This window comes from Mesorhizobium sp. WSM4847 (genome assembly GCF_055811335.1).
The window spans coordinates 169,306-190,053 of the sequence record NZ_JBVVPY010000002.1; the positions used below are offsets into that span (position 1 = coordinate 169,306).

A 20,748-nucleotide genomic window follows, 5' to 3' on the forward strand; every position below is an offset into this window, starting at 1 on the left:
AAACCTGAAGCATTATCTCTGCTCTCGATCCTGCTCGCCCTTGAAAGCCTCGCGTCACCTGTCATATATTGACGCGACAGATGACGTTAGGAGGCAGACGCGTGGCGATGGCATTGAAAAAGGCGCCAACAAACAATGAACTGCAGAAGGTGGCCAGATTGCTCGGTGGCGCCCGCATCCTGTCGCGGCATCTCCGGAGCGCATTGGACGCCCATGAGTTGCTTGTTCACGGCCTGCCAGGTTCGGCGCTGGACCATCTCCTTGGGCAACTCGTCTTCATCCAGAAGACTGATTCGCTCGAAAAGGCCGTCGGCATGAGCTTGCGCACCTACCAGCGTCGGAAGGATGCTCCTTCCAAGCTACTGAGCCAGGACCAGAGCGGACGAACCTGGAAATTCGCCGAGATCCTGTCGAAAGCGACCGACGTGTTCGGTTCACAGGCGGAAGCCGAGCAATGGCTGGAGCGCCCGGCGATCGGGCTCGACCAGCGCCGTCCCATCGATCTTCTGGCAACCCCGGCCGGTGTCGAGCTTGTGCAAGACTATCTCGAGCGCCTTGAATACGGCGTTTATGCATGACGCCGCTGCCGGCGGTGCTTGGCGGCTCCGACCTGGTTGGCTGGCGTCTCGATCAGGCTGCGTTCGCGCCGACATGGGACAGTGGCAAGGGCGCATACAGGGTCGGCGGACGATGGAACAGCAGGGGCGTGCGCGCGGTCTACTGCTCAATCGATCCTTCGACGGCAATTCTCGAGGTCGCAGTCCACAAAGGTTTTAGGGCGCTCGACGCGATCGCGCATGTGATGACGGCGGCGATAGTCAGCGACGTCACGGATGTGCATATCGTCGACCCTGCCGCCGTTCCGAACCCTAATTGGCTGCGTCCGGGCATTCCGAGCTCTGGGCAGCAGGCATTCGGCGACGATCTTCTCAAACGGCACCGGTTCGTGGTGATTCCGAGCGCAGTATCCCAGAATAGCTGGAATCTGATCTTCGAGGCGAGCGTCGCGAAGGGCGCCTATGCCCTGAGGACCCAGGAAGCCTTTGCGCTCGATACGCGATTGCATCCGCCTCCTGCCAAGTGATCGTGCTTATCTCTCCCCAACAATCGCTCATGCCCGTCGAGCCACCGCTTCGCTGATCCAGCTGGAGCAAAGGATGCTCAGCCACGCCTGACCGGCCGCGCCGGGTTGCCGACAACCGTGGTGTTTGCCGGCACATCGCTCGTCACGACAGCACCCGCTCCAACAATGGCGCCGGCGCCGATGCTGATCCCGCCGAGGATGATGGCACTGCCGCCGATCCAGGCATTGTCGCCGATCTCGACAGGCTTCGCGATCTCCAGCCCGGCCTGTCGACCGGCAGCCTCCTTGTGGTGCTCGGCGCAGTAGATCTGCACGTTGGGACCGAGCAGCGTTGCCTTGCCGATGCGGACTGGCGCGGTATCGAGAATGGTGCAGCCGGCATTGAGAAAGACGCCATCGCCGAGAAAGAGATTGAAGCCGTAGGCGCAGTGAACGGCGCTTCGATCCGGGCACCCTCGCCCAAAACGCCGAGCAGCGACTTCAAGGCAGGTCCGATGTTCCCACGGCGCCGGGGCGGCAGCGAATTATGCTCGAACAGCGCATCGCGCGCCATGACCCGCAGAGCCTCCAACTCCGGATCGAGGCAAGTGTACCACTCGCCCGCCGCCATTTTTGTGCGTTCGCTTCGAGCCATGGCGGCCCTCCCGTCTAACCCTGCTGTTTCAATATGGTGAATGCCAGAGATCGCAGGCCTCTGGTCAAATGCCGATCCTATGCTAGCCTGCCCCGGCTGGGCTGTCCCAGGCCGTGTGATCGAGGGGTCAATCATGCTGTACATCCTTGCACTTCTCATCGGCGTCGTTGCCGGCCTTCGCGCCATGACCGCGCCCGCCGCCGTCGCCTGGGGCGCCTGGCTCGGCTGGCTGCCGGTCGCCGGAACCTGGGCCAGCTTCATGGGCCACTGGATCACCGTCGGCATCTTCACCATCCTGGCCATCGTCGAACTGGTCACCGACCAGCTGCCGTCGACGCCGAGCCGCAAGGTGCCGCAGCAGTTCGGCGCGCGCATCGCTGTCGGCGCCTTCACCGGCGCGGTGATCGGCGCGACCGGCGGCGCGACCGTCGGCGGCCTGATCGCCGGCGCCATCGGCGCGGTGATCGGCACGCTGGGCGGTGCCGAGCTGCGCAAACGCCTGGCCCGGGCTTTCGGCAAGGACCAGCCCGCCGCCTTCATCGAGGACGCGGTGGCGATCCTCAGTGGTCTGCTGATCGTGGCGGCGGTGGCATGACGGCAAAGTCATTCGACGCCATCATCATCGGCGCCGGACAGGCCGGCCCGCCGCTCGCCGGCCGGCTGACGGCGGCCGGCATGAGTGTGGCGCTGATCGAGCGAAAGCTGGTCGGCGGCACCTGCGTCAACACCGGCTGCATGCCGACCAAGGCCATGGTGGCCAGCGCCTATGCCGCGCATCTCGCCCGCCGCGCCGCCGACTACGGCGTGACGCTCTCCGGTCCGGTCGGCGTCGACTATCACGCGATCAAGGCACGCAAGGACAAGGTGTCGAACGACGCCCGCGGCAACCTCGAAAGCTGGATTGCCGGCATGGACGGATGCACGCTTTTTCGCGGCCATGCGCGCTTCGAGACCGCCAACACGGTGCGCGTCGGCGACGAGCTGCTGAGCGCCGGCAAAATATTCATCAACACCGGCGGCCGCGCCTCGGTGCCTGATCTGCCAGGCGTCGACGAGATTCCGTTCCTGACCAACTCGTCGATGATGGATCTCGACGTGCTGCCGCGCCACCTCGTCGTCGTCGGCGGCAGCTACGTCTCGCTCGAATTCGCGCAGATGTTCCGCCGTTTCGGTTCACAGGTCACGGTGATCGAAAAGAGCCCGCGGCTGATCGGCCGCGAGGACGAGGATGTCTCGGCCGCCATCCTGTCCATCCTCGAAAACGAAGGCATCACGGTTCATCTCGGCGCCGGCGACATCGGCTTCGCTAGGCAGGGCAGCGACATTGCCGTGACTTTCACCGCCGGCAAGGCGCCGGCTGTCGGCTCGCATGTGCTGCTGGCAGTAGGCCGGACCCCCAACACCGACGATCTCGGCCTCGACAAGGCCGGCGTCGAGGTCGACAAACGCGGCTTCATTGTCGTCGACGACCAGGTGCGCACCAGCGTGCCCGGCATCTGGGCGATGGGCGACTGCAACGGCAAGGGCGCCTTCACCCACACCTCCTACAATGACTACGAGATCGTCGCCGCCAATCTGCTCGACAACGATCCGCGCAGGGTGAGCGATCGCATCGAGGCCTATGCGCTCTATACCGACCCGCCGCTCGGCCGCTGCGGCATGACCGAGACAGCGGTTAGAAAGTCCGGCCGCCGCGCGCTGGTCGGCCAGCGGCCGATGACCCGCGTCGGCCGTGCCGTCGAGAAAGGCGAGACGCAAGGTTTCATGAAGATCCTGGCCGATGCCGACACCAACGAAATCCTCGGCTGCTCGGTGCTCGGCCCCGGCGGCGACGAGGCGATACACTGCGTGCTCGATCTGATGTACGCCAAGGCGCCGATCAGCACGCTGGCGCGCGCCATGCACATCCACCCCAACGTCTCGGAACTTCTGCCCACCATCGCCCAGGAGTTGAAGCCGCTGGCATAGGCCGGGCAGGACCAGTATGTCCACCGCGCCCGGCCGGGTAGGCCCTTGCGCCCATAGCGTGAAAAGCTGGACCAATCGACAGCGTATCGACAAAAGGGCATGTGTTTTCCTGGAGGAACATCATGCAGAAATCGATCGAGCGTATCGCCGGCGACAGCCAGGGCGTTTCCTACGAATTCCCAGTCTTCCGCTTCGAGGGAACGGATAAGGCGGCATCCTCGGCCTATCTGCAGGCGGCACTGCATGCCGGCGAACTGCCGGGCGTCGTCGCCATCGACGTCCTGATGCCGATGCTTGAAAAGGCCGAAGCCGAAGGCCGCATCAAGGGCGATATCACCATCGTGCCGCAAGCCAATCCGATCGGCCGCGCCCAGTATCATTTCGGCGAGCACCAGGGCCGTTTTCACCTGGGCACGCGCACCAACTTCAACCGCGGCTTTCCGCTGCTGGCCGCGCCTGACGTTGAATTGTTGCCCGACACCACGCTTGGCACGGCCGATCAGCGGCTGAAGACGCGGCTGCTGCAGCTGACCATCGGCCACGACATCGTGCTGGACCTGCACTGCGACGACGAGGGCCTCGCCTACCTCTATGTCCACACCAGCCTGTGGCCGGCCATGGCGGATTGTGCGGCGGCCATGGGCGTCGATGCGGTAATCCTGTGGGATGAAGATACCGACGGCACCTTCGAAGGCGCCTCGATCACGCCGTATCTGAACCTCCCCGCCGAGATGGCGCGGTTCGACCGGCGCGTCGCCACCACGGTCGAGTATCGCGGCATACTCGATGTCGACGGCGCTCTGGCCGGCGCCGATGCCGAAGGGCTGTATCGGCTGCTGGTGGCGCGCGGCGTGATCCTGGATCAGGCCCTGTCCACGCCCGGCAGCTTCACCGGTATCGTCGCGCCGCTCGAAAACATCGACATGATGCCGGCGCCTCGGGCCGGCGCGGTCCTCTATAACGTGAAGCCCGGCGACCGTGTGGCAAAAGGCGCGCCGCTCGCCACCATCGTTCATGCGCCGGGTGAAGCCGACGGCCGCACGCAGGTGTTCGCGCCGCAGGCGGGCATCATCCTGACACGGCGTTCCCGGCGCATCATCCGCGCCGGCGAAGATCTGCTGAAGCTGGTCGGCGACAGGAAGAGCGCCGATGCACGGTCGGGAACGCTGGAGGATTGAGGGCTCATGCCCTTCTCCATGCCCTCTCATTGAATCCAGTTGCGCGGCCGTGCAATCGCCGCTATTGGAATCGCCATGAACATGCGCTCAATCAAGACCGTTTGGTGGTGGGCTCGCTGACAGCGGCCTGTTCGAACGCGTGCGCGTGAAAAATGGAAGGTGGCCGCAACGGAATGTCCGGGCGGCCATTTGTTTTTTAAAAGCCATGCCCCGGGTCCGTTGCCCCCAAGACGCTGAAATATCCAAGACGCTGAAATAGCCAAGACGCTGATGGAGACGGCAATGACGACGAAAATTCTGGAGAACGGGGCGGAGCGCTTCGTCACGGCGGGTGGCGTGACGATTACCCGCGAGCGCCATGACCGGCCTTACCAAGGCGCGATCGACGCCTATGTCGACGGGCTGAATTCACGCCGCGGCGCCGTGTTTTCCTCGAATTACGAATATCCCGGCCGCTATACGCGTTGGGACACCGCCATCATCGACCCGCCGCTGGTGATCTCGGCGCGCGGCCGCGCCATGCGCATCGAGGCGCTGAACAGCCGTGGCGAGATGCTTCTGCCGGTGGTCGGCAAGGCGCTCGGCGGCCTTGACGAGGTGACGATCGCCGAGACGTCGAAGCGACTGATCCGCCTCGACGTCGCCAAGCCCGGCCGTGTCTTCACTGAAGAAGAACGCAGCCGCGTTCCCTCCGTCTTCACCGTGCTGCGCGCCATCACCGCTCTGTTCAAGACAGAGGAAGACGCCAATCTCGGCCTCTACGGCGCCTTCGGCTACGATCTCGCCTTCCAGTTCGATCCGGTCGACTACAAGCTCGAGCGCCAGCAAAGCCAGCGCGACCTCGTGCTGTTCCTGCCCGACGAGATTTTGGTCGTCGACCACTATTCGACCAAGGCCTGGACCGACCGCTACGACTATTCCAGCGACGGGTTTTCGACGCAGGGATTGCCGCGCGACGAAATCGTCGAGCCGTTCAAGACCGCCGACCGCATCCCGCCGCGCGGCGACCATGAGCCCGGCGAATATGCCAATCTGGTGCGCAAGGCGATGCAATCGTTCAAGCGCGGCGACCTGTTCGAGGTGGTGCCCGGCCAGATGTTCTACGAGCGCTGCGAGACACCGCCGTCCGACATCTCCCGCAAGCTGAAGGCCATCAACCCCTCGCCCTATTCCTTCTTCATCAATCTCGGCGAAGGCGAATATTTGGTCGGCGCCTCGCCCGAGATGTTCGTGCGCGTCAACGGCCGCCGTGTCGAGACCTGCCCGATCTCCGGCACGATCAAGCGCGGCGGCGACGCCATTTCCGATAGCGAGCAGATCCTGAAGCTGCTCAATTCGAAGAAGGACGAATCCGAGCTGACCATGTGCTCGGACGTCGACCGCAACGACAAGTCGAGGGTCTGCGACCCGGGCTCGGTGCGCGTCATCGGCCGCCGCCAGATCGAGATGTATTCGCGGCTGATCCACACCGTCGACCATATCGAGGGGCGGCTGCGCGAAGGCATGGACGCCTTCGACGCGTTCTTGTCGCATGCCTGGGCGGTCACCGTCACCGGCGCGCCGAAATTATGGGCGATGCGCTTCATCGAGCAGAACGAGAAGAGCCCGCGCGCCTGGTATGGCGGGGCGATCGGCATGGTCAATTTCAACGGTGACATGAACACCGGCATGACGCTTCGCACCATCCGCATCAAGGACGGCATCGCCGAGGTGCGCGCCGGCGCCACGCTGCTCTTCGACAGCATTCCCGAGGAAGAAGAAGCTGAAACCGAACTGAAGGCATCCGCCATGATCTCCGCCATCCGCGACGCCAAGACCGGCAATGCCGCCGACACCGAACGCGCCACCGCGCGCGTCGGCGACGGCGTCAACATCCTGCTGGTCGACCACGAGGACTCCTTCGTCCACACGCTGGCCAATTATTTCCGCCAGACCGGCGCCAATGTCTCGACCGTGCGCACGCCTGTGCCGGACGAGGTCTTCGACCGGCTGAAACCCAACCTGGTCGTGCTGTCGCCCGGTCCCGGCACGCCGAAGGATTTTGACTGCGCCGCCACCATCAAGCGGGCCCGCGCGCGCGACCTGCCGATCTTCGGCGTCTGCCTCGGCTTGCAGGCGCTGGCCGAGGCCTATGGCGGAGAGCTGCGGCAGCTGCACGTGCCGATGCATGGCAAACCGTCGCGTATCCGCGTGTCGAAGCCGGGCATCATCTTTTCCGGCCTGCCCAAGGAGGTGACGGTCGGCCGCTATCACTCGATTTTCGCCGATCCGGTCCGCCTGCCCGACGGCTTCGTCGTCACCGCCGAGACGGAAGAAGGCGTCATCATGGCCTTCGAGCACAGCAAGGAGCCGATCGCCGCGGTGCAGTTCCACCCGGAATCGATCATGACGCTCGGCCACAATGCCGGCATGCGCATCATCGAGAACATCGTTGCGCATCTGCCGCGCAAGGCCAAGGAAAAGGCGGCTTAGCTCCGGTTTCGGCGGCCGGAAGCAATCGATGACCGCTATTGATTCGAAAAACGCCGCCAAGCGCAAGGTCGCCAGCCTCGCGTTCTGGTCGATCATCATCGCCTTCGTCGTGCTCGGCCTGAAGCTGGCAGCCTGGTACGTCACCGGCTCCGTGGCGCTGTATTCGGACGCGCTGGAATCGATCGTCAACGTCATTGCCTCTGCCGCCGCCTATTGGGCGATCCAGGTCAGCCACAAGCCGGCCGACCAGGATCATCCGTTCGGCCACCACAAGGCCGAGTATTTCTCGGCTGTCCTGGAAGGCGTGCTGATCGTGCTGGCAGCCCTTCTGATCCTCAACGAAGTGTGGTGGTCCTTGCGGCATCCCGTCCCGCTCGAACAGCCCTGGACCGGCCTCGCCATCAACGGCCTCGCGACGGTGATCAACGCCTTCTGGGCCATGACGCTGATCCGTGCCGGCCGTGCCGAGAAGTCACCGGCACTGGTCGCCGACGGCAGGCACATCATGACCGACGTGGCGACCTCGGTCGGCGTTTTCATGGGTGTGGTCGGCGCCGTGCTGACCGGCTGGCAAGTCATCGATCCCGCTCTTGCCGTCATCGTTGCGCTGAACATCCTGTGGCAGGGCTGGCACGTCATCGGCTCGTCGATGAACGGTCTGATGGACCGCGCCGTCGACACGCAGGAGCACATGCGCATCCGCGACATCATCTCGGCCAATTGCAAAGGCGCGCTGGAAGTCCACGATCTGAAGACGCGGATTGCCGGCCGCGCCACCTTCATCGAGTTCCACCTGGTCGTCGACGCCGACATGTCGGTGGGCGCCAGCCACGTCATCTGCGACCGCATCGAGGATGCGCTGAAGGCAGAAATTCCCTCGGTGCGCGTCACCATCCATGTCGAGCCCGACGACGAGGCAAAACTGCCCAAGGGCACGACGGCCGTGCCGTTCGCGTGAGGCCTGAGAGACGCCGGCTTCCCTGCCATGACATCAAAAACGTCGAGCCGGTGCAGAACCTCTATGCCGGCGGGACAGCGCCCCCCTCTGTCCTGCCGGACATCTCCCCCACTTGGGGGGAGATCGGCCGTCTTCCCGGCTTTCGCCAATCTCTGATGGTGCAAGAGTGAGCGGGACGCTGAAGCCCCCAATCTCCCCCCTTGTGGGGGAGATGCCAAGTGGGGGCAAAGAGGGCAGGACAGAGGGGGGGCGCGAAGTATCGCTGCCGCCGCCATTCTGATCCGAGGATCCGATCAAGGCGCGCAGGCAGCCTGCGGCATCGGCTCCAGCCGATAGACCTTGTCGTCGGATGCGGTCTCGCCTTCTGCCGCCTTCGAGCAGAGGTCGACGATCGGCAGGCTGCTGTTGGGGTTGGCCAGCATCATCGTGCCGTTGGCGCCGCGGCGCAGAAAAATCTCCCTGGCCGCGATGTCGCAGGAAAAGTCGCTCGTCCTTGCGCTCGCCACACAGCGCCGCTGGTCCGCTTCGCCGTCACAACTGTAGCTCTGCGTGACCCTGGCGGCTTTGTGGCGCGTGGTAACGGAAACTTCTATGTCGGCGCCATCAGGCCAGTTTTCAGTATCGCCATTCTTGGCGAAGGCGGCCAGTTCGATCGGGCCCCGGAAAACCCGGATGGCGTGGGTAAGCTGATCGGGATGCGAGCCGAGATGCGCGGCATCGTAGTCGCGCCCGTAGCAGAACGGCTGGTCCGGTTTCAGCCGCTCGCGCAGCGGTGCTCCCAGCGCCGGATCGACCGGATCGATGCGCGCGAATTCGGCCTTGCAGGTCTGCGCCGGCATGCGGTCGAGCCGGAAGCCGTCGTCTTCCGTGCCGAGTGCCTGCCTGGCGAATTCCTTTTCGCCAAGTTCATCCTCGGCGCCGGCATCGAGATAAAGGCTGCGATGCACGCCGGAGACGATCAGCCGGCCTTTTTCGTCGACGTTCAGCAAGGCCATGGTGCGGTCGCATTCCATGCCGCAATGGATCTCGCCCGATTGCGGATCATCCTTGCCGCACCAGCCGCCGACCCATTCAGGCTTGTTGGCGCCGCGCACCGTCGTCGCCAAAAAACCGTTGTAGCCGGATGGACCACTGCTCGGCTCCTCGTTCGGAGGGCTGACTGGATCCCCGCCAAAATAGAAGAAAATCCGTCCCACCTTCTGGTTCGGGTGCACCTTGAGATGCGCGGCATCGTAGATACGCCCGAAACAGGCATCCTTGCCGTCCGGGCTGAGTTCGGTGAGCTCAGGCGTATCGTCGGCAAGGGCCGTGCCGGCGACAGCGGCCAGCAAGGCGACAGCAAGTCCGGCGCCCACAATGGTCTTCCCCACAATGGTCTTCGATATCATGTGCCCCTCCTCGCCCGACCCCTCTTCGCTCGACCACGACGTAACGTCAATTTATGCTAGGATCGAGGCCGAAGCCACGCAATTTGCGCGGACATGCTGGAGAACGACATGATGCGACGCCGCGATATTTTCCGTGTCGGCCTTGCCGGGGCCGCTGGCCTCTTCGGGCTGCGCCAGGTCAAGGCGGCGGCCGTGGCAGAGGAAAGGCAGAAGGTCGCCTATCACCTCAGCGACCTCGACAAGGTCGGCTTCGTTCTGGGCAATATCAAGAACCATTATGAGGGCACCGGCGGCAACGTCGACATCGTGCTGGTCGTGCACGGACCGGCACTCGCCGCCTTCAAGTCGAAGAGCGCGTCGGCTGCCATTTCCAGCCGTTTTTCCGGTCTGGTTCGCGACGGGCTGGCCCCGCATGCTTGCGCCAACACCATGCAGGGCATGGACGTTGCGCTCACCGATCTGCTCGACGGCTTCCATGCCGCCGAGACCGGCGGCGTCGTCAAGCTCGCCGAATTGCAGCGCCAGGGCTACGCCTATTTGCGGCCCTGAACCTCTACGGACTTGAACATGAGGGCGGCGAGGCCCTACGAAGAACAGGAGAACCCAGAGGAATAGCCGTGCCAGCCACCACAACCACCCCTGTCACTTCCGCCCTTGTCACCCCCACTTTGGTCATCCCCGACCTCGCCGGCAAGGCGGTGCTGGTCACCGGCGCTTCGACCGGCATCGGGGCGGCACTTGCACTGGCCTACGCCGCGCAGAAATGCCGCGTCGCGCTGCATTATAATTCAAGTCGGGCGGCTGCCGAAAACCTGGCCAAAACCATCCGCAACGGCGGTGGCGAGGTATTCCCGGTCCAGGGCGATTTCTCGATCGCTGCCGATGTCGAGCGCGTCGTCGAGGACAGCGCGCAACACTTCGGCCGGCTCGATGGCCTGGTCAACAATGCCGGCGGCATGCTCGGCCGCGTGCCTTATGCCGAACTGACCGAGGCGCATTACGACGCGGTGATGGACCTCAACGCCCGCTCCGTGCTGACCGCATCACGCAAGGCGATGCCATGGCTGAAGCGCCAGGGCGGCTTCATCGTCAACACCTCGTCGATCGCCGCACGCAATGGCGCCGGCGGCGGCGCCGGCCTTTATGGTTCGGCCAAGGCCTTCGTCTCCAATGTGACCCGCGGCATGGCCAAGGAACTGATCGGATTCAACATCCGCGTCAACGCGGTGGCGCCGGGCACCATCGCGACCCCTTTCCATGAGCGCTATTCGACCGAGGAGCATATGCAGGCCATGGTTGCCACCATTCCGCAGGGCCGCGCCGGCACGCCCGAGGATTGCGTCGGCGCCTATCTGTTCCTCTCGTCCGCCCTGTTGAGCGGTTACATCACCGGCCAGATGATCGAGGTGAACGGTGGCCAGTTGATGCCGTGAGCGGCGGCCTGCATACTTGTCGCAGCAAGCAACGGAGAAACCGGCAATGTATGGTCTGATCGGCAAGATGCGGGCGACGCGCGGCCAGCGCGACGCAATGATGGACGTCCTGCTTGCCAGCACCGGCGCCTTGCCTGGCTGCCTGAGCTACATCATCGCCACCGATCCGGCCGATGCCGACGCGATCTGGGTGACCGAGGTATGGACCGACCAGGCCAGCCACAAGGCTTCGCTGCAATTGCCGGAAGTCCAGGCGGCGATTGCCAGGGCGCGGCCGATCATCGCCGGGTTTGAGTTCCAGGTCGAAACGCATCCTGTTGGTGGGTTTGGGTTGGCCAAGGCGGGATAGGCCGGCGTGACAGCGGCCTGGGCGCTGTCCCGCCGGCGTATCAAGTCGTACCGGCGAGCCCTGCCTCGATCACAATATGCTGGCAGACATTGTCGATGTCGCGAATGACGTCGTCATTCAAGAAGCGCAGGAGGGTCCAGCCGTCCTGTTCAAGACGCTTTGTTCTTGCCTCATCGCCTGTATTGGCGTCGGCATGCTGCGAACCATTGACTTCGAGGACGAGCTTCTTGTCCGGGCAAGCGAAGTCGACAATGTAACCGGCGATCGGAAATTGTCGGCGGAAGCCAAGCCCCATCAGGCGATGCGCGCGAAGCTCGTTCCAAAGCTCAGTTCGGCGTCGGTCATGGCTTTGCGCATCGACTTGGCATTTGCGCGATTTCGCGGAGGCAATGGCGTGTGAGGCATTGGTCAATGCTCGGTCGCAATTGAGGTTGGCGCTCTACGGCGCCCCCCCTCTGTCCTGCCGGACATCTCCCCCACTTGGGCAGGGCTGTCCGCGGAAAGTTATTCATATATGAAGACCATCTGATTGGGAGAGGCTCAGTCTCTCGGTCGGCTTGGATTGACCGGTGGCGGCTTGGTGATGGTGTGCATTTTCCGCCGCCCGAACAAGTACTGAGCGACCAGTTCTGTGAACCTCAAGATAGAAATAGGGACGCGGCGGGTGCGCGCGACAATGCGCAGCAGCGTAAATGCGATCATTGCGGCAAAGAGTTGCAGGCGGATTGCATTGCCGTTGTTGCCGAGGAACTTGCGGATCTTGAGGTGCTGCTTGATCCATCGGAACAGAAGCTCGATTTGCCAGCGGCCTTTGTAGAGCCGTCCAATCTCGACGGCGGAGCGCTCCAGATCGTTGGTCAAAAGCGTGATGGTGTCGCCCGCTTGGCGCTGAACGCGCAGGCGACGCAGGCGCATCGGCAGCTTGCAAGGACCTTTGCTGACCAGGCTTACCTCACTGTCTTCCACAACCAGGAAGCCGTCGCCCTGCGGCTCGGCTATAGGGCGATCGCGCACCAGCGCCAGCCCCATGTTGGATTTGGGCCGCGTCGCGAAGATCGATCCGGCTTCGGCGATCGCTGTCCACCAGCCATAATGGCAGTAGCCCTTGTCGAACACGTAGGTCGCTCCAGCTTCGATCGTGATCTGGCGACCGACTTGAGCGTCGTTGACGTTGGCGTCGGTGATGTCGAGGATGCGCGGACAGTCGGTCTTCGGGTCATAGACGACATGCACCTTCATGCCGCGGATGCGCCCGTTCGACTTGGCCCAATCGCACAGTTTGCCGAGCGGAATGGGGGTCGAGTCGATCAGCCGCAGCATGGCTTCGCCCTCGCGCCGCGTTTGCCTGTCGAGCAGGTTCGCCACCAGACCGAACGCCTCGGCAAAGACGGCGACCGGGCGCCGTCTGTTGGCATCCGACAAGGTCGAACGCATCAAGGAACCGCTGCCCAGGTGACAATGATGCTGGCTGTTAGCGTTCCAGCCGGCTTCCAGGCCACGCAAGCCGCTGCTGCCGCAGAACTGGGCATAGATCAGCGCCACCAGATGGTCCCAGCTTCTGAACGATTTGTCGTAAGCATCCCCGTCGTGGCGATCCACAATTGCTTGGAATTGACGCCGATCGATGGGTTCAAGAAGCTGCCCGAAGATGCTAGGTGCAAAGCGCATGCCCCGTTCCTTTTCTGGGTCTCGACAACCAGAGAGAAGACGGACAAATCCCGTTTTACGGGGCATGCACATGTGGCATTTCGATTCACTCAAAACTTTCCCCGGACAGCCCTGCCACTTGGGGGGAGATTGGCCGTCGCCGCTGACTTCGCCAATTGCCAACGCGAGAAAGGGGCAGGCGTTGGTGTTCCCTGGAACACCCCTCATCCGGCCGCGGAGCCTGTCTTCGGGCTTGCCGGAGGCAAGACCCGTGGGCGGCCACCTTCTCCCACAAGGGGAGAAGGGAAGACCAGCGCCGGGGCTACGTCTCAATAATCGCCGCGGTAGTAGCGGTCGTCGCAACGGGCGGTGTAGATGCGGCCGTAGCGGTCCTGATAGCGGCAAAGCTGTTCGCCGCGCCGCTGTGGCGTCGTTGCGCTGCCGACGACCGCCCCCAGCAGGGCGCCGCTGGCTGCGCCGATAACCGTGCTCTTGGTGTCGCGGCCCAGGGCCTGACCGACGAGAGCGCCGCCAGCGCCGCCGACCAGGGCCCCCGTGGTGGCTCTTTGCTGCCCTTCGGTCTGTGCACATCCTGCCAGCGCGGCAGTCACAAGCAGGGCGGCAATGGCTTTGTACATGGTCATCGTCTGATACTCCGTTGAAGCCTATGAACTAATACACTGGCTGGTTTTGCCAAGTGTTCGCCAAGTGCGGTTGCATTGCGGCGGAACCGCGGCAACCGCTTGTCACGAAATGCGACATGGTTTCTTTCGTCTTGACGGTGCGTGCCTCCGACTCTGAAAGATCGTACTCGAACAAGACGATAGGGCCAGGTCCTGTCGAAAAGAATCAGGCTGCGGCCGCAACGATTCCGCCGGGTCCAGCCGATCCCTCAACAATCCAATAACACGCCCGGCTGAACTGGCCAGTGCTCGTTTCCATTTGCAAACAACAAGAGGGAATCTTTCTCATGACAGATCTGGCAGACGCCGGGTCCGTGGTGGCGTCGCCACCGGCGGGCAACCTTGCAGGGCCACCGGCCGCCGGGGACAACGGGTCCGCCCCGCCGGCCGGCAAGAGCTGGTTTGACGGTCTTTCCGAAGGCAACCGCAAGCTCGCTGAAACCAAGGGCTGGACCAAGCCTGAAAGCCTCGACCGGGTTCTCACATCCTATGCCGAGCTGGAACGGCAGCAGGGCGAAAGCCTGCGCATTCCGCCAGCGGACGCAGCTGCGGAAGACTGGGACAGGTTCCATGCCCGGCTGCCTGAGGCGATGCGCCCGCTGACATCGCCCGACAAGGTCGAGTACAGGCGCCCCGACGGGCTCCCCGAAAACTTCGCCTATTCGGACGAACTCGCCAACGCGTCCAAGGCGTGGGCGGTCGAGGCCGGCGCCACGCCGAAGGTGGCGCAGGCCTATCACGACCGCTTCGTCGGCTACATGGCCGAACAGGCCAAGGCGCAGCAGATCGCCGCTGCCCGTGGGGCGTCAGAGTCCCGCCCTTCTGGACGCCAGGTCGGCCGATGTGGCTAATCCCAATTCACGCGCCGTGCTGCCCCAGAATTGTTGTTGTTGCACATTGATCAATCGCCGCCACCAAACGGTTACACAAGCGGGCGATGCTGCCATGTCTTTGCAAGGGAGGGTAAGCATGAATATGACCTACAAGGCAGTTCAGGATGTGCTTCGAAAAGCCGGCATTGTTATAAGCAAAAAGGGCGAACTTCACCGCATCAACTTCTTCAGCGGCCTGGAAAACACCGCCTACTACACGACGAGCCTCGAGAATGCGCTTGAGCGCGGTTTGGCAATGGCGAGAGCTGCCGAAAGGTTGCCAGCAAGCGCCTTTGCCAAGTCGCGCGGGCGGCCGACGAGCGCACACTTCGGCTGACGCCGCAGGATGTCATCGCCGCGTTGCGCGGCGATGTTGTGCAACTGCATATCATCAGGTGGCGCACGCCACAGGTCCTGGCGCTGCATTCCCTCGCGGTCAGAGGATGCCGGCGCTTCACGCGAGACGACCCCCTCTGTCCTGCCGGACATCTCCCCCTCAAGGGGGGAGATTGGATGTCACCGTCGCTTTCGCCAACCACCAAACGTTGCAGGAATAGCCGCCACGCCTGAACTGCCAATCTCCCCCCTTGAGGGGGAGATGTCCGGCAGGACAGAGGGGGATGGGCCACGGAACGCGACCTTTCCCCACCTGCAATCCCCGCCCGCAAACTGGAACTGGAAAAGGCCAAGGGTCGTGCGATGTTCGGCCGTGGCGACCTGGCGGCGGCGCGCATTGCGCTCTCCGAGGCCAACGCCGTCGTTGCGCTGCTGGAAAAAACCCGTGAGGCGGCGAACGAGCGCCGTGCCGCCGCGCAAAGCGACTGCGTCGACATCGCAGCACTTGCCGACGAGATCAGGGCAAACGCCGCTTCCCTCGACGAGCGCTGGCGTATGGCCCACTGGCTGGTCGAGCAGCTGCGCCAGCATTTGTTCGACGCCGATGCCTTGCGCGGTGCCGTCGCCACCGTCAACAGCCAGCTCGACGCCGCCGGCGTCGCCAACCTGAAAATCAACCCGACCGCCGTCCGGCGCGCCGCCGTGACCGGGCGGCGAGCGACAGCTCCGGCTCGTCTCAGCGCGGCAGCGATCCAGGCCGACAGACTGCTTTTGTCGCTGCTCAGCCCCGGCGGCGCGCTCGACCCGCGACGCCGCTTGGCGCGCCGGTCGGAGGCATCGCGGGTCGATATTCGCTGCGTGGCCGAGGCCGCGGCTGACCATGTGCACACTTGCCCTTATCGGCACGGCTCTCTCGGTCGGCGGCGCGCTGATCGAAGGCCAGCAGTCGCGGCAGATGGCCGACTACCAGGCCAGAGCCTACGAGCAGCAGGCGCGGGCCGACGCGCAAGCCGCGGCCTTCGAGCAGGGCCAGGAACGCCACAAGCAGGATCTGTCGCTGTCGCAGGCGCGCGCCCGGGCCGGCGCCTCGGGCGTCGCCCTGTCAGGCTCACTGAGCGAGGTGCTCGCCGCCAATGCAAGGCAGGGTCAGCTCGACATCAAGGCGATCCAGTACGGCTCGCAGCTGCGCCAGAACAATTTGACCACGCAGGCCGCCATCTCGCGCTTTTCCGGCAGGCAGGCGGCGGCTGCCTCGATCTTCAGGGCCGGCGGCAATCTCGTGTCCGGCCTTTTTCGGGCTGTACGACCCGAGCAGAGCGGTGACGTGCGGCAACCGCGCCTTTCCGCCGGCGCCGGTCGGAGGGCTTTACTGATGGCGACCATCCCCCTCCAGCTCGCCCAGCGCCGGCTCGACAGCGGCAGCGTGGTTTCCTATCCCGACAGCTCGCCGGTCGGCGCCGCGATGCAGGGCTTTGGCGACGAGCTCGCGGCCGTCGCCGAGCGTTTCCGGCAGCAGAAGCAGCAGCAGGACGCGTTCGACGCCGAGGTCATCGGCCGCGAGCTGAACGGACAGATCGCCCAGGCCGAGAAAGAAGCGATCCAGAATGCGCCGGCCGACGGCCGCGGCCTGCACGACGCCATGTATGGCCAGGCACGCAACGGTGTCGTCAAGCCCGGCCTGTTCGACAAGATCTTCGACAGCACCGTGCCAAAAATGCCGGAAAGTGAACGCGCCAGCTTCATCAGGCAAAAAGAGGCGATGAGATTGGCCGGGTCGGCGCGCATGGCCGCACAGCAATATGCGCGCCGCCAGGACTATGAGCAGGCCGAATGGTCCAAGGCGCAGGCTGCGGAGCTCAATGCTATCGCGCAGAGCGACCCGGACGACACCGCGACGTTCGAGGCGATCAGGCAGAGCGGGTTCGACTTCATCGCCAAGATGGGCAACCCGGTGGCCCGGCAGCTGGCCGAAACCGGCTGGCGCAGCAGCACGGCAAAGGCGCTCGCCCAGGCGATGCTCGCCAAGGACCCGAGGCGCGCTGCCGAAATGCTAGGCGCTGCGTCGGCCGCGCAGGCCGGTGACAGTGAAACCACAGGCGCAGAAGGCACTGATCTGTCGGCGAAAAACCCGAATTGGCTGGCTTCGGGCGACGACCGCCTTGCTGATCTGACGCCCGACGACAGGGTTGCGCTCGCCCGGCTGGCCGGCGTTTCGGTGACGCAAAACTGATGTCCGCACCGGCGACCTGGCCAGGTTCTTCTCGTTACCTGGCCTGTTGCGTTGCCGTCAGCCCACCGGCATCTTTAATGGCTTCTTCATGTTAGTGGGCTTTTTTATGGGAAAACCCAAAGCCCCTCGCAGGCATGGGGTCGTTTTCAGCGATAAGAGCGACGGCGGCCTTTCTTACAACACAGACTTGTGGTTCTGGATTTGAAATTCCCATGCGCTGATGCGATCATTGGCAAATCCACCTCGCCCATGCAGGCTTCTCAGATGAAGGACTGACCCTACCTTGTTGCGCCTAGATTCTTTTCCGATGCTGGCAAGGATCGTTTTTCCGATCACGTTGGCCGGCGTTCTCCTGCTCACGCTTCTGCCGGCGCGGTTCTTGCCGGAACTCGGCACGGCCGTCACGCTTTACGACGACAAGCTGCAGCACGCCATCGCCTTCGCGGTGCTGGCGGCCCTGGGAAGCCTCGGCTGGCCGGAACACAGGACAAGGCTGATTGTCCTCCTCGCCTTTACCGGCGCGGCGATCGAGGTGCTTCAGGGCGCGCAACTCATCGGGCGCGACCTGGATGGGTTCGACTGGGTTGCCGACTGCGCCGGCATGGCGTTGGGGCTGACAATCGCCGGGACAAGCAGGCGCGTTGGCAAGCGCGTCGGCGGATTGCCGTAGGTCGTCATCCCAAGGCGAAGCAAGGAGCGAAGCGAAGCGGCGCAGACCTTGGGATAATGTCCGGCAGGACAGAGGGGGGCGCGAAGGATCGCTGGCGACGCGTGCGCTGCCGCAGATCGTCGGCTCGATCATCATCCTCATCGCCTTCTGCGGCGGCCTCGGCATCACGATCAGCCATGTGCTCGATCCGCTGACCGCCTATCTGGCGACCAGCCCCGGCGGCATGGACTCGCCATCGTCGCCGCCGCCGCACAGCATGTCGCCTTCGTTATGGTGCTGCAATCGGCCCGCTTCCTCGTCGTGCTGCTGGTCGGACCGCGCGTGGCGCGGCTGGTAGCGCGGAGTCCGAGGGAATAGAGCTGCGGCTGCAGAAAGACCTGCGGCGCTGTCACATAAATGGGCCGCAACGCGGCCGCTGGAGGTCCAGCCCGGTCGCTCAGGAATGCGTCGGGTAGCATAGGAAACGCCCCCGGCCCACGTGCAGGGCTTCGAATCGAGGTTCACGGCGTAGGTCGCCGCGACGGTATCGGGCTGGGTCGGCGGGCAGGACGCGACGGTTACCGGCAAGCTCACGCCGGTCGACATGAACGGCAATGTCACGTTGACGCATTCGGCGGCACCGGCTGCAGGTGCCGGGTTTTTCAATCTCAGGGCGGGGGCGAACCTCGCGATGACCGCAATGATTCCTGTGACGTTCACCATGATCGACGGCAATTATTATCAGGACGCGGTAACGTAAGCCATGCGCGTCTTGCTGCCGTAAGCGATCAGCCTCGACGCTCTCTGCGCTGGCTTCTCGGCCAGATGCCATAGTGCATATGCTGCAGCGAAAGACGCCACCAGGCCAACGATGATCGCCAGCAACGGTGTGCCGGGGAGCAATCGATCGGACAGCTTCACGAATCTGACCCCGACCGGGATGTGGATCAGGTAGAGCGAATAGCGGCCGGGATCTTCGAAACGGCGATAACCGTTGCGCCAAGCAAGCAGGTGACAGCAACCGGCGCGCCCAAGGTCCACCAGATCACCGCGCATAGGCTGACAGTCTCGATGCAAAACTCATTAAGGTCCACCCGTTTCGTCACGAACATGAAAGTCAGGATGCCGGCTCCGAACACACTGAGATGCACCGGCAGGAATTGGGTGTAGCCGGAGCCGATAATCGAGATCACAGCTATTTTCAGTTTCTATCAAAATGGTGATCGACAGTTTCGTAGAGAACTCCAACCCTGTTTTTCACAGCAAAAACATTCCCACCCTCGATTGGCCGACCAAAAAAAGAGCAATGCGACGATTTCTCGCCAGGTGCCATTCGCACTTGGGCTAATGCAGCCTCCCCGGCTCTCTGCGCACAGTTCATAACTGCGACGGCCGGTTTCTTAAGCGTTCTCGTTCTTCCAGAGCCTCCAGGCGCTTGACCTTGACGATTGCTCCCGCTTTCACCGCTCTTATGAATCCGCCGACGGGGATTGCCTTCAGTCCAGTGGAATCATCTTCAAATCGGAAGTGCGCGCGTTGCCGAAGGTATTAGACGCCAGTCTTCTTATGCTGCCAAGGTCCGGGCATTCTTAAGCTCATGTGTACCACCTCTGTGCACCAGACAGGGCGGCAAAAAGACCGAGAAAACCAGATATTGTTCCCAATCAACGGGATAGTCTGGTGCTGCGAGAGAGGTTTGAAACTCTCGTTTTCCGATAGAATTTCGGTTTTGCGGGAAACCCGGCGGGTTTCGCCGAATTAATTGCTTGTTGCAATTCCCTGCTATGAAAAACCGGCATCGGAAACTCTAACTAACTGAATTTTATAGTCAAACTGACCTTTTTCGCCCCTTCGTCGTACTCAAAAACACGTAGATTCGCTGTAAATTCCGTGTAAACGGCGGAGACTCGTTCACTTAGCCCTTCGACCGCGACCCGGCGATCGACGGCATTTTCAGCCTGCCTGGCTAAGATCCCGCCGGAACCCGCACTCCGCTCCTGAAAGCTCAGAACCGGCTGGAACGCTCTTCCGGTTGAGGCGACTTCAGACCCTGGCAAGAGCATTGCGGATTGGCCGGAAGTCGCGCGGCGGTCTCCAGCGCGACAAGCGAGGCTGTCATGGACAGATTGGGCAGCACGTCCTCCTGCAGCAATTTCTGGCGGGTGCGGTCCATATAGTCGTTAAAGCCCGCCGTGACGAACGCACAGGGCACGAAGCAGGCGCCGATCTCGCGCGCCAGGGTGGCCTCGGGGGCGATGGAATGATTGAGCACGTCCGCCCCCATGCCGCGATAGGCCAAGGCTTCGGCCGGGGTTGTCAGCCGCGGCCCATAACAATGGGCAGCCACCAGCTGCTGTTCAATGCCATGGACGCGGGATGGCCAATAGCGACGGGCCGTCTCGACCAGAACCGCCGCACATCTTGGACATACGATCTGCTTGCCCGAACAGTCAAAACTCTGGCGGTCCGGAAGCAGTGAAAACGGGGTCTGCGTCAGTTCGATGATATCGGCGGGCACCACCATGTCGCCGGGCTGGATCGCCTTGTTGACGGCGCCAACGGTCGAGCAGGCGAGGACTTGCCGCACCCCCGCTTGCATCAACACCCAGAACGCGCGGCGATGGCAGGAATGGTCGATATGGTCGCGGGGATTGCCGTGCGAATACATGCACAACGCCCGCTTTGCTCTGCCTTCGGCCGTAATCGAGGCATCGAACTCGAGCAGCTTCCAGTTGTCGGTACGACCGAAAGGCGTTTCAAAACTCATGTCGCGCCGCAGCGTGCGCACGCCCTCGACTCCGACATCTTCCGGGAAGGCAAGCCCCCAGTTTGCCGACCCGGTGATGATGGCCAAGCCTACCTGAGGG

The 20,748-nt window shown here is 63.3% G+C and carries 21 protein-coding genes and 3 pseudogenes; 16 read left to right on the forward strand and 8 right to left on the reverse strand.

The annotated features are described in order from the left end of the window. The first annotated feature begins 107 nt into the window (after positions 1-107). Both parS and AC0L28_RS03545 read left to right on the forward strand, forming a co-directional pair. Positions 108-578 carry a type II RES/Xre toxin-antitoxin system antitoxin gene (gene parS / locus AC0L28_RS03540; protein WP_473475834.1) on the forward strand — a complete coding sequence of 157 codons (471 nt, stop codon included), beginning with the start codon at positions 108-110 and terminating at the stop codon, positions 576-578. Further along, complete coding sequence (locus tag AC0L28_RS03545; RefSeq protein WP_473475565.1) at positions 575-1,084, forward strand: RES family NAD+ phosphorylase; 510 nt, start codon at positions 575-577, stop codon at positions 1,082-1,084. Before parS ends, AC0L28_RS03545 begins: the two co-directional genes overlap by 4 nt. 77 nt (positions 1,085-1,161) lie before the next feature. Here AC0L28_RS03545 and AC0L28_RS03550 read toward each other — a convergent pair. Further along, positions 1,162-1,718, reverse strand: a pseudogene (locus AC0L28_RS03550) (sugar O-acetyltransferase). 133 nt (positions 1,719-1,851) lie between these two features. On the opposite strand from AC0L28_RS03550, the gene AC0L28_RS03555 reads away from it, so the two are divergent. From AC0L28_RS03555 to AC0L28_RS03575, 5 genes are all read left to right on the forward strand, one after another. After that, the gene (locus AC0L28_RS03555; protein ID WP_473475567.1) at positions 1,852-2,313 is read left to right on the forward strand and encodes a DUF4126 domain-containing protein; all 462 of its coding nucleotides are present in this window, start codon (positions 1,852-1,854) and stop codon (positions 2,311-2,313) included. After that, positions 2,310-3,686, forward strand: coding sequence for an FAD-containing oxidoreductase (locus tag AC0L28_RS03560; RefSeq protein WP_473475569.1), 1,377 nt, complete (start codon positions 2,310-2,312; stop codon positions 3,684-3,686). Before AC0L28_RS03555 ends, AC0L28_RS03560 begins: the two co-directional genes overlap by 4 nt. Positions 3,687-3,808: 122 nt before the next feature. Next, entirely contained in the window at positions 3,809-4,864 is a 1,056-nt protein-coding gene (locus AC0L28_RS03565) for a succinylglutamate desuccinylase/aspartoacylase family protein (RefSeq protein WP_473475571.1), read from the forward strand. Positions 4,865-5,146: 282 nt separating this feature from the next. Then, positions 5,147-7,336: an anthranilate synthase gene (locus AC0L28_RS03570; protein WP_287280470.1), complete on the forward strand. Its 2,190-nt coding sequence runs from the start codon at positions 5,147-5,149 to the stop codon at positions 7,334-7,336. A 28-nt stretch (positions 7,337-7,364) separates the two neighbouring features. Further along, the gene (locus tag AC0L28_RS03575) at positions 7,365-8,294 is read left to right on the forward strand and encodes a cation diffusion facilitator family transporter (RefSeq protein ID WP_473475573.1); all 930 of its coding nucleotides are present in this window, start codon (positions 7,365-7,367) and stop codon (positions 8,292-8,294) included. A 293-nt stretch (positions 8,295-8,587) separates the two neighbouring features. On the opposite strand, the gene AC0L28_RS03580 is transcribed toward AC0L28_RS03575, so the two are convergent. Beyond that, positions 8,588-9,682: a hypothetical protein gene (locus tag AC0L28_RS03580; RefSeq protein WP_473475575.1), complete on the reverse strand. Its 1,095-nt coding sequence runs from the start codon at positions 9,680-9,682 to the stop codon at positions 8,588-8,590. Between the two features lie 111 nt (positions 9,683-9,793). Here AC0L28_RS03580 and AC0L28_RS03585 point away from each other — a divergent pair, with 111 nt between their 5' ends. The 3 genes from AC0L28_RS03585 to AC0L28_RS03595 all read left to right on the forward strand — a co-directional run bounded on the left by AC0L28_RS03585 (position 9,794) and on the right by AC0L28_RS03595 (position 11,464). Continuing rightward, positions 9,794-10,231 carry a DsrE family protein gene (locus AC0L28_RS03585; RefSeq protein ID WP_023797884.1) on the forward strand — a complete coding sequence of 146 codons (438 nt, stop codon included), beginning with the start codon at positions 9,794-9,796 and terminating at the stop codon, positions 10,229-10,231. Between the two features lie 68 nt (positions 10,232-10,299). After that, complete coding sequence (locus tag AC0L28_RS03590) at positions 10,300-11,115, forward strand: SDR family NAD(P)-dependent oxidoreductase (RefSeq protein ID WP_036269456.1); 816 nt, start codon at positions 10,300-10,302, stop codon at positions 11,113-11,115. A 46-nt stretch (positions 11,116-11,161) separates the two neighbouring features. Then, complete coding sequence (locus tag AC0L28_RS03595) at positions 11,162-11,464, forward strand: putative quinol monooxygenase (protein WP_023797886.1); 303 nt, start codon at positions 11,162-11,164, stop codon at positions 11,462-11,464. A 40-nt stretch (positions 11,465-11,504) separates the two neighbouring features. On the opposite strand, the pseudogene AC0L28_RS03600 reads toward AC0L28_RS03595, so the two are convergent. The 3 genes and pseudogenes from AC0L28_RS03600 to AC0L28_RS03610 all read right to left on the reverse strand — a co-directional run bounded on the left by AC0L28_RS03600 (position 11,505) and on the right by AC0L28_RS03610 (position 13,755). Next, positions 11,505-11,869: pseudogene (locus tag AC0L28_RS03600) on the reverse strand (endonuclease domain-containing protein). 135 nt (positions 11,870-12,004) lie between these two features. Continuing rightward, the gene (locus AC0L28_RS03605) at positions 12,005-13,132 is read right to left on the reverse strand and encodes an IS4 family transposase (RefSeq protein WP_473475836.1); all 1,128 of its coding nucleotides are present in this window, start codon (positions 13,130-13,132) and stop codon (positions 12,005-12,007) included. Positions 13,133-13,440: 308 nt separating this feature from the next. Continuing rightward, positions 13,441-13,755 (reverse strand): YMGG-like glycine zipper-containing protein, encoded by a 315-nt coding sequence (locus AC0L28_RS03610; protein ID WP_027154393.1) that lies wholly within the window; start codon positions 13,753-13,755, stop codon positions 13,441-13,443. Positions 13,756-14,081: 326 nt separating this feature from the next. Here AC0L28_RS03610 and AC0L28_RS03615 point away from each other — a divergent pair, with 326 nt between their 5' ends. After that, positions 14,082-14,645, forward strand: a complete 564-nt coding sequence (locus AC0L28_RS03615; protein WP_287280480.1) for a hypothetical protein — start codon at positions 14,082-14,084, stop codon at positions 14,643-14,645. Positions 14,646-14,763: 118 nt separating this feature from the next. Further along, positions 14,764-15,003, forward strand: coding sequence for a hypothetical protein (locus tag AC0L28_RS03620; protein WP_023797889.1), 240 nt, complete (start codon positions 14,764-14,766; stop codon positions 15,001-15,003). Positions 15,004-15,182: 179 nt separating this feature from the next. Here the strand turns inward: AC0L28_RS03620 and AC0L28_RS03625 are convergent, their stop codons facing one another. Continuing rightward, positions 15,183-15,884 (reverse strand): hypothetical protein, encoded by a 702-nt coding sequence (locus tag AC0L28_RS03625; protein ID WP_287280483.1) that lies wholly within the window; start codon positions 15,882-15,884, stop codon positions 15,183-15,185. Between AC0L28_RS03625 and AC0L28_RS03630 the strand changes: the two genes are divergently transcribed. The 4 genes and pseudogenes from AC0L28_RS03630 (at position 15,883) to AC0L28_RS03645 (ending at position 18,641) form a co-directional block, all read left to right on the forward strand. Then, a complete protein-coding gene (locus AC0L28_RS03630) occupies positions 15,883-17,232 on the forward strand; it encodes a hypothetical protein (protein ID WP_473475580.1) in 1,350 nt (449 codons plus the stop codon). The two genes, AC0L28_RS03625 and AC0L28_RS03630, sit on opposite strands and share 2 nt — an antisense overlap. Positions 17,233-17,539: 307 nt before the next feature. Then, on the forward strand, positions 17,540-17,902 hold the full coding sequence (locus AC0L28_RS03635) for a VanZ family protein (protein WP_023797892.1): 363 nt from the start codon (positions 17,540-17,542) through the stop codon (positions 17,900-17,902). 94 nt (positions 17,903-17,996) lie between these two features. Continuing rightward, positions 17,997-18,259: pseudogene (locus AC0L28_RS03640) on the forward strand (AbrB family transcriptional regulator); the annotation flags it as partial. Between the two features lie 226 nt (positions 18,260-18,485). After that, positions 18,486-18,641 (forward strand): hypothetical protein, encoded by a 156-nt coding sequence (locus tag AC0L28_RS03645; protein WP_023797893.1) that lies wholly within the window; start codon positions 18,486-18,488, stop codon positions 18,639-18,641. A gap of 187 nt (positions 18,642-18,828) precedes the next feature. Here AC0L28_RS03645 and AC0L28_RS03650 read toward each other — a convergent pair whose 3' ends face one another. Together AC0L28_RS03650 and AC0L28_RS03655 are read right to left on the reverse strand one after the other, a co-directional pair. Continuing rightward, a complete protein-coding gene (locus AC0L28_RS03650; RefSeq protein WP_473475581.1) occupies positions 18,829-19,074 on the reverse strand; it encodes a hypothetical protein in 246 nt (81 codons plus the stop codon). Between the two features lie 812 nt (positions 19,075-19,886). After that, positions 19,887-20,735 (reverse strand): phosphorylase family protein, encoded by an 849-nt coding sequence (locus AC0L28_RS03655; protein ID WP_473475583.1) that lies wholly within the window; start codon positions 20,733-20,735, stop codon positions 19,887-19,889. Positions 20,736-20,748: the final 13 nt, after the last annotated feature.

What these genes read in the sequence shown, in the direction of transcription:
- parS (WP_473475834.1), top strand. Translation starts at nt 108, where the DNA reads ATGGCATTGAAAAAGGCGCCAACAAACAATGAACTGCAGAAGGTGGCC.
- AC0L28_RS03545 (WP_473475565.1), top strand. Translation starts at nt 575, where the DNA reads ATGACGCCGCTGCCGGCGGTGCTTGGCGGCTCCGACCTGGTTGGCTGG.
- AC0L28_RS03555 (WP_473475567.1), top strand. Translation starts at nt 1,852, where the DNA reads ATGCTGTACATCCTTGCACTTCTCATCGGCGTCGTTGCCGGCCTTCGC.
- AC0L28_RS03560 (WP_473475569.1), top strand. Translation starts at nt 2,310, where the DNA reads ATGACGGCAAAGTCATTCGACGCCATCATCATCGGCGCCGGACAGGCC.
- AC0L28_RS03565 (WP_473475571.1), top strand. Translation starts at nt 3,809, where the DNA reads ATGCAGAAATCGATCGAGCGTATCGCCGGCGACAGCCAGGGCGTTTCC.
- AC0L28_RS03570 (WP_287280470.1), top strand. Translation starts at nt 5,147, where the DNA reads ATGACGACGAAAATTCTGGAGAACGGGGCGGAGCGCTTCGTCACGGCG.
- AC0L28_RS03575 (WP_473475573.1), top strand. Translation starts at nt 7,365, where the DNA reads ATGACCGCTATTGATTCGAAAAACGCCGCCAAGCGCAAGGTCGCCAGC.
- AC0L28_RS03580 (WP_473475575.1), bottom strand. Translation starts at nt 9,682, where the DNA reads ATGATATCGAAGACCATTGTGGGGAAGACCATTGTGGGCGCCGGACTT.
- AC0L28_RS03585 (WP_023797884.1), top strand. Translation starts at nt 9,794, where the DNA reads ATGCGACGCCGCGATATTTTCCGTGTCGGCCTTGCCGGGGCCGCTGGC.
- AC0L28_RS03595 (WP_023797886.1), top strand. Translation starts at nt 11,162, where the DNA reads ATGTATGGTCTGATCGGCAAGATGCGGGCGACGCGCGGCCAGCGCGAC.
- AC0L28_RS03605 (WP_473475836.1), bottom strand. Translation starts at nt 13,132, where the DNA reads ATGCGCTTTGCACCTAGCATCTTCGGGCAGCTTCTTGAACCCATCGAT.
- AC0L28_RS03610 (WP_027154393.1), bottom strand. Translation starts at nt 13,755, where the DNA reads ATGACCATGTACAAAGCCATTGCCGCCCTGCTTGTGACTGCCGCGCTG.
- AC0L28_RS03615 (WP_287280480.1), top strand. Translation starts at nt 14,082, where the DNA reads ATGACAGATCTGGCAGACGCCGGGTCCGTGGTGGCGTCGCCACCGGCG.
- AC0L28_RS03620 (WP_023797889.1), top strand. Translation starts at nt 14,764, where the DNA reads ATGAATATGACCTACAAGGCAGTTCAGGATGTGCTTCGAAAAGCCGGC.
- AC0L28_RS03630 (WP_473475580.1), top strand. Translation starts at nt 15,883, where the DNA reads ATGTGCACACTTGCCCTTATCGGCACGGCTCTCTCGGTCGGCGGCGCG.
- AC0L28_RS03625 (WP_287280483.1), bottom strand. Translation starts at nt 15,884, where the DNA reads ATGGTCAGCCGCGGCCTCGGCCACGCAGCGAATATCGACCCGCGATGC.
- AC0L28_RS03635 (WP_023797892.1), top strand. Translation starts at nt 17,540, where the DNA reads ATGCTGGCAAGGATCGTTTTTCCGATCACGTTGGCCGGCGTTCTCCTG.
- AC0L28_RS03645 (WP_023797893.1), top strand. Translation starts at nt 18,486, where the DNA reads ATGAACGGCAATGTCACGTTGACGCATTCGGCGGCACCGGCTGCAGGT.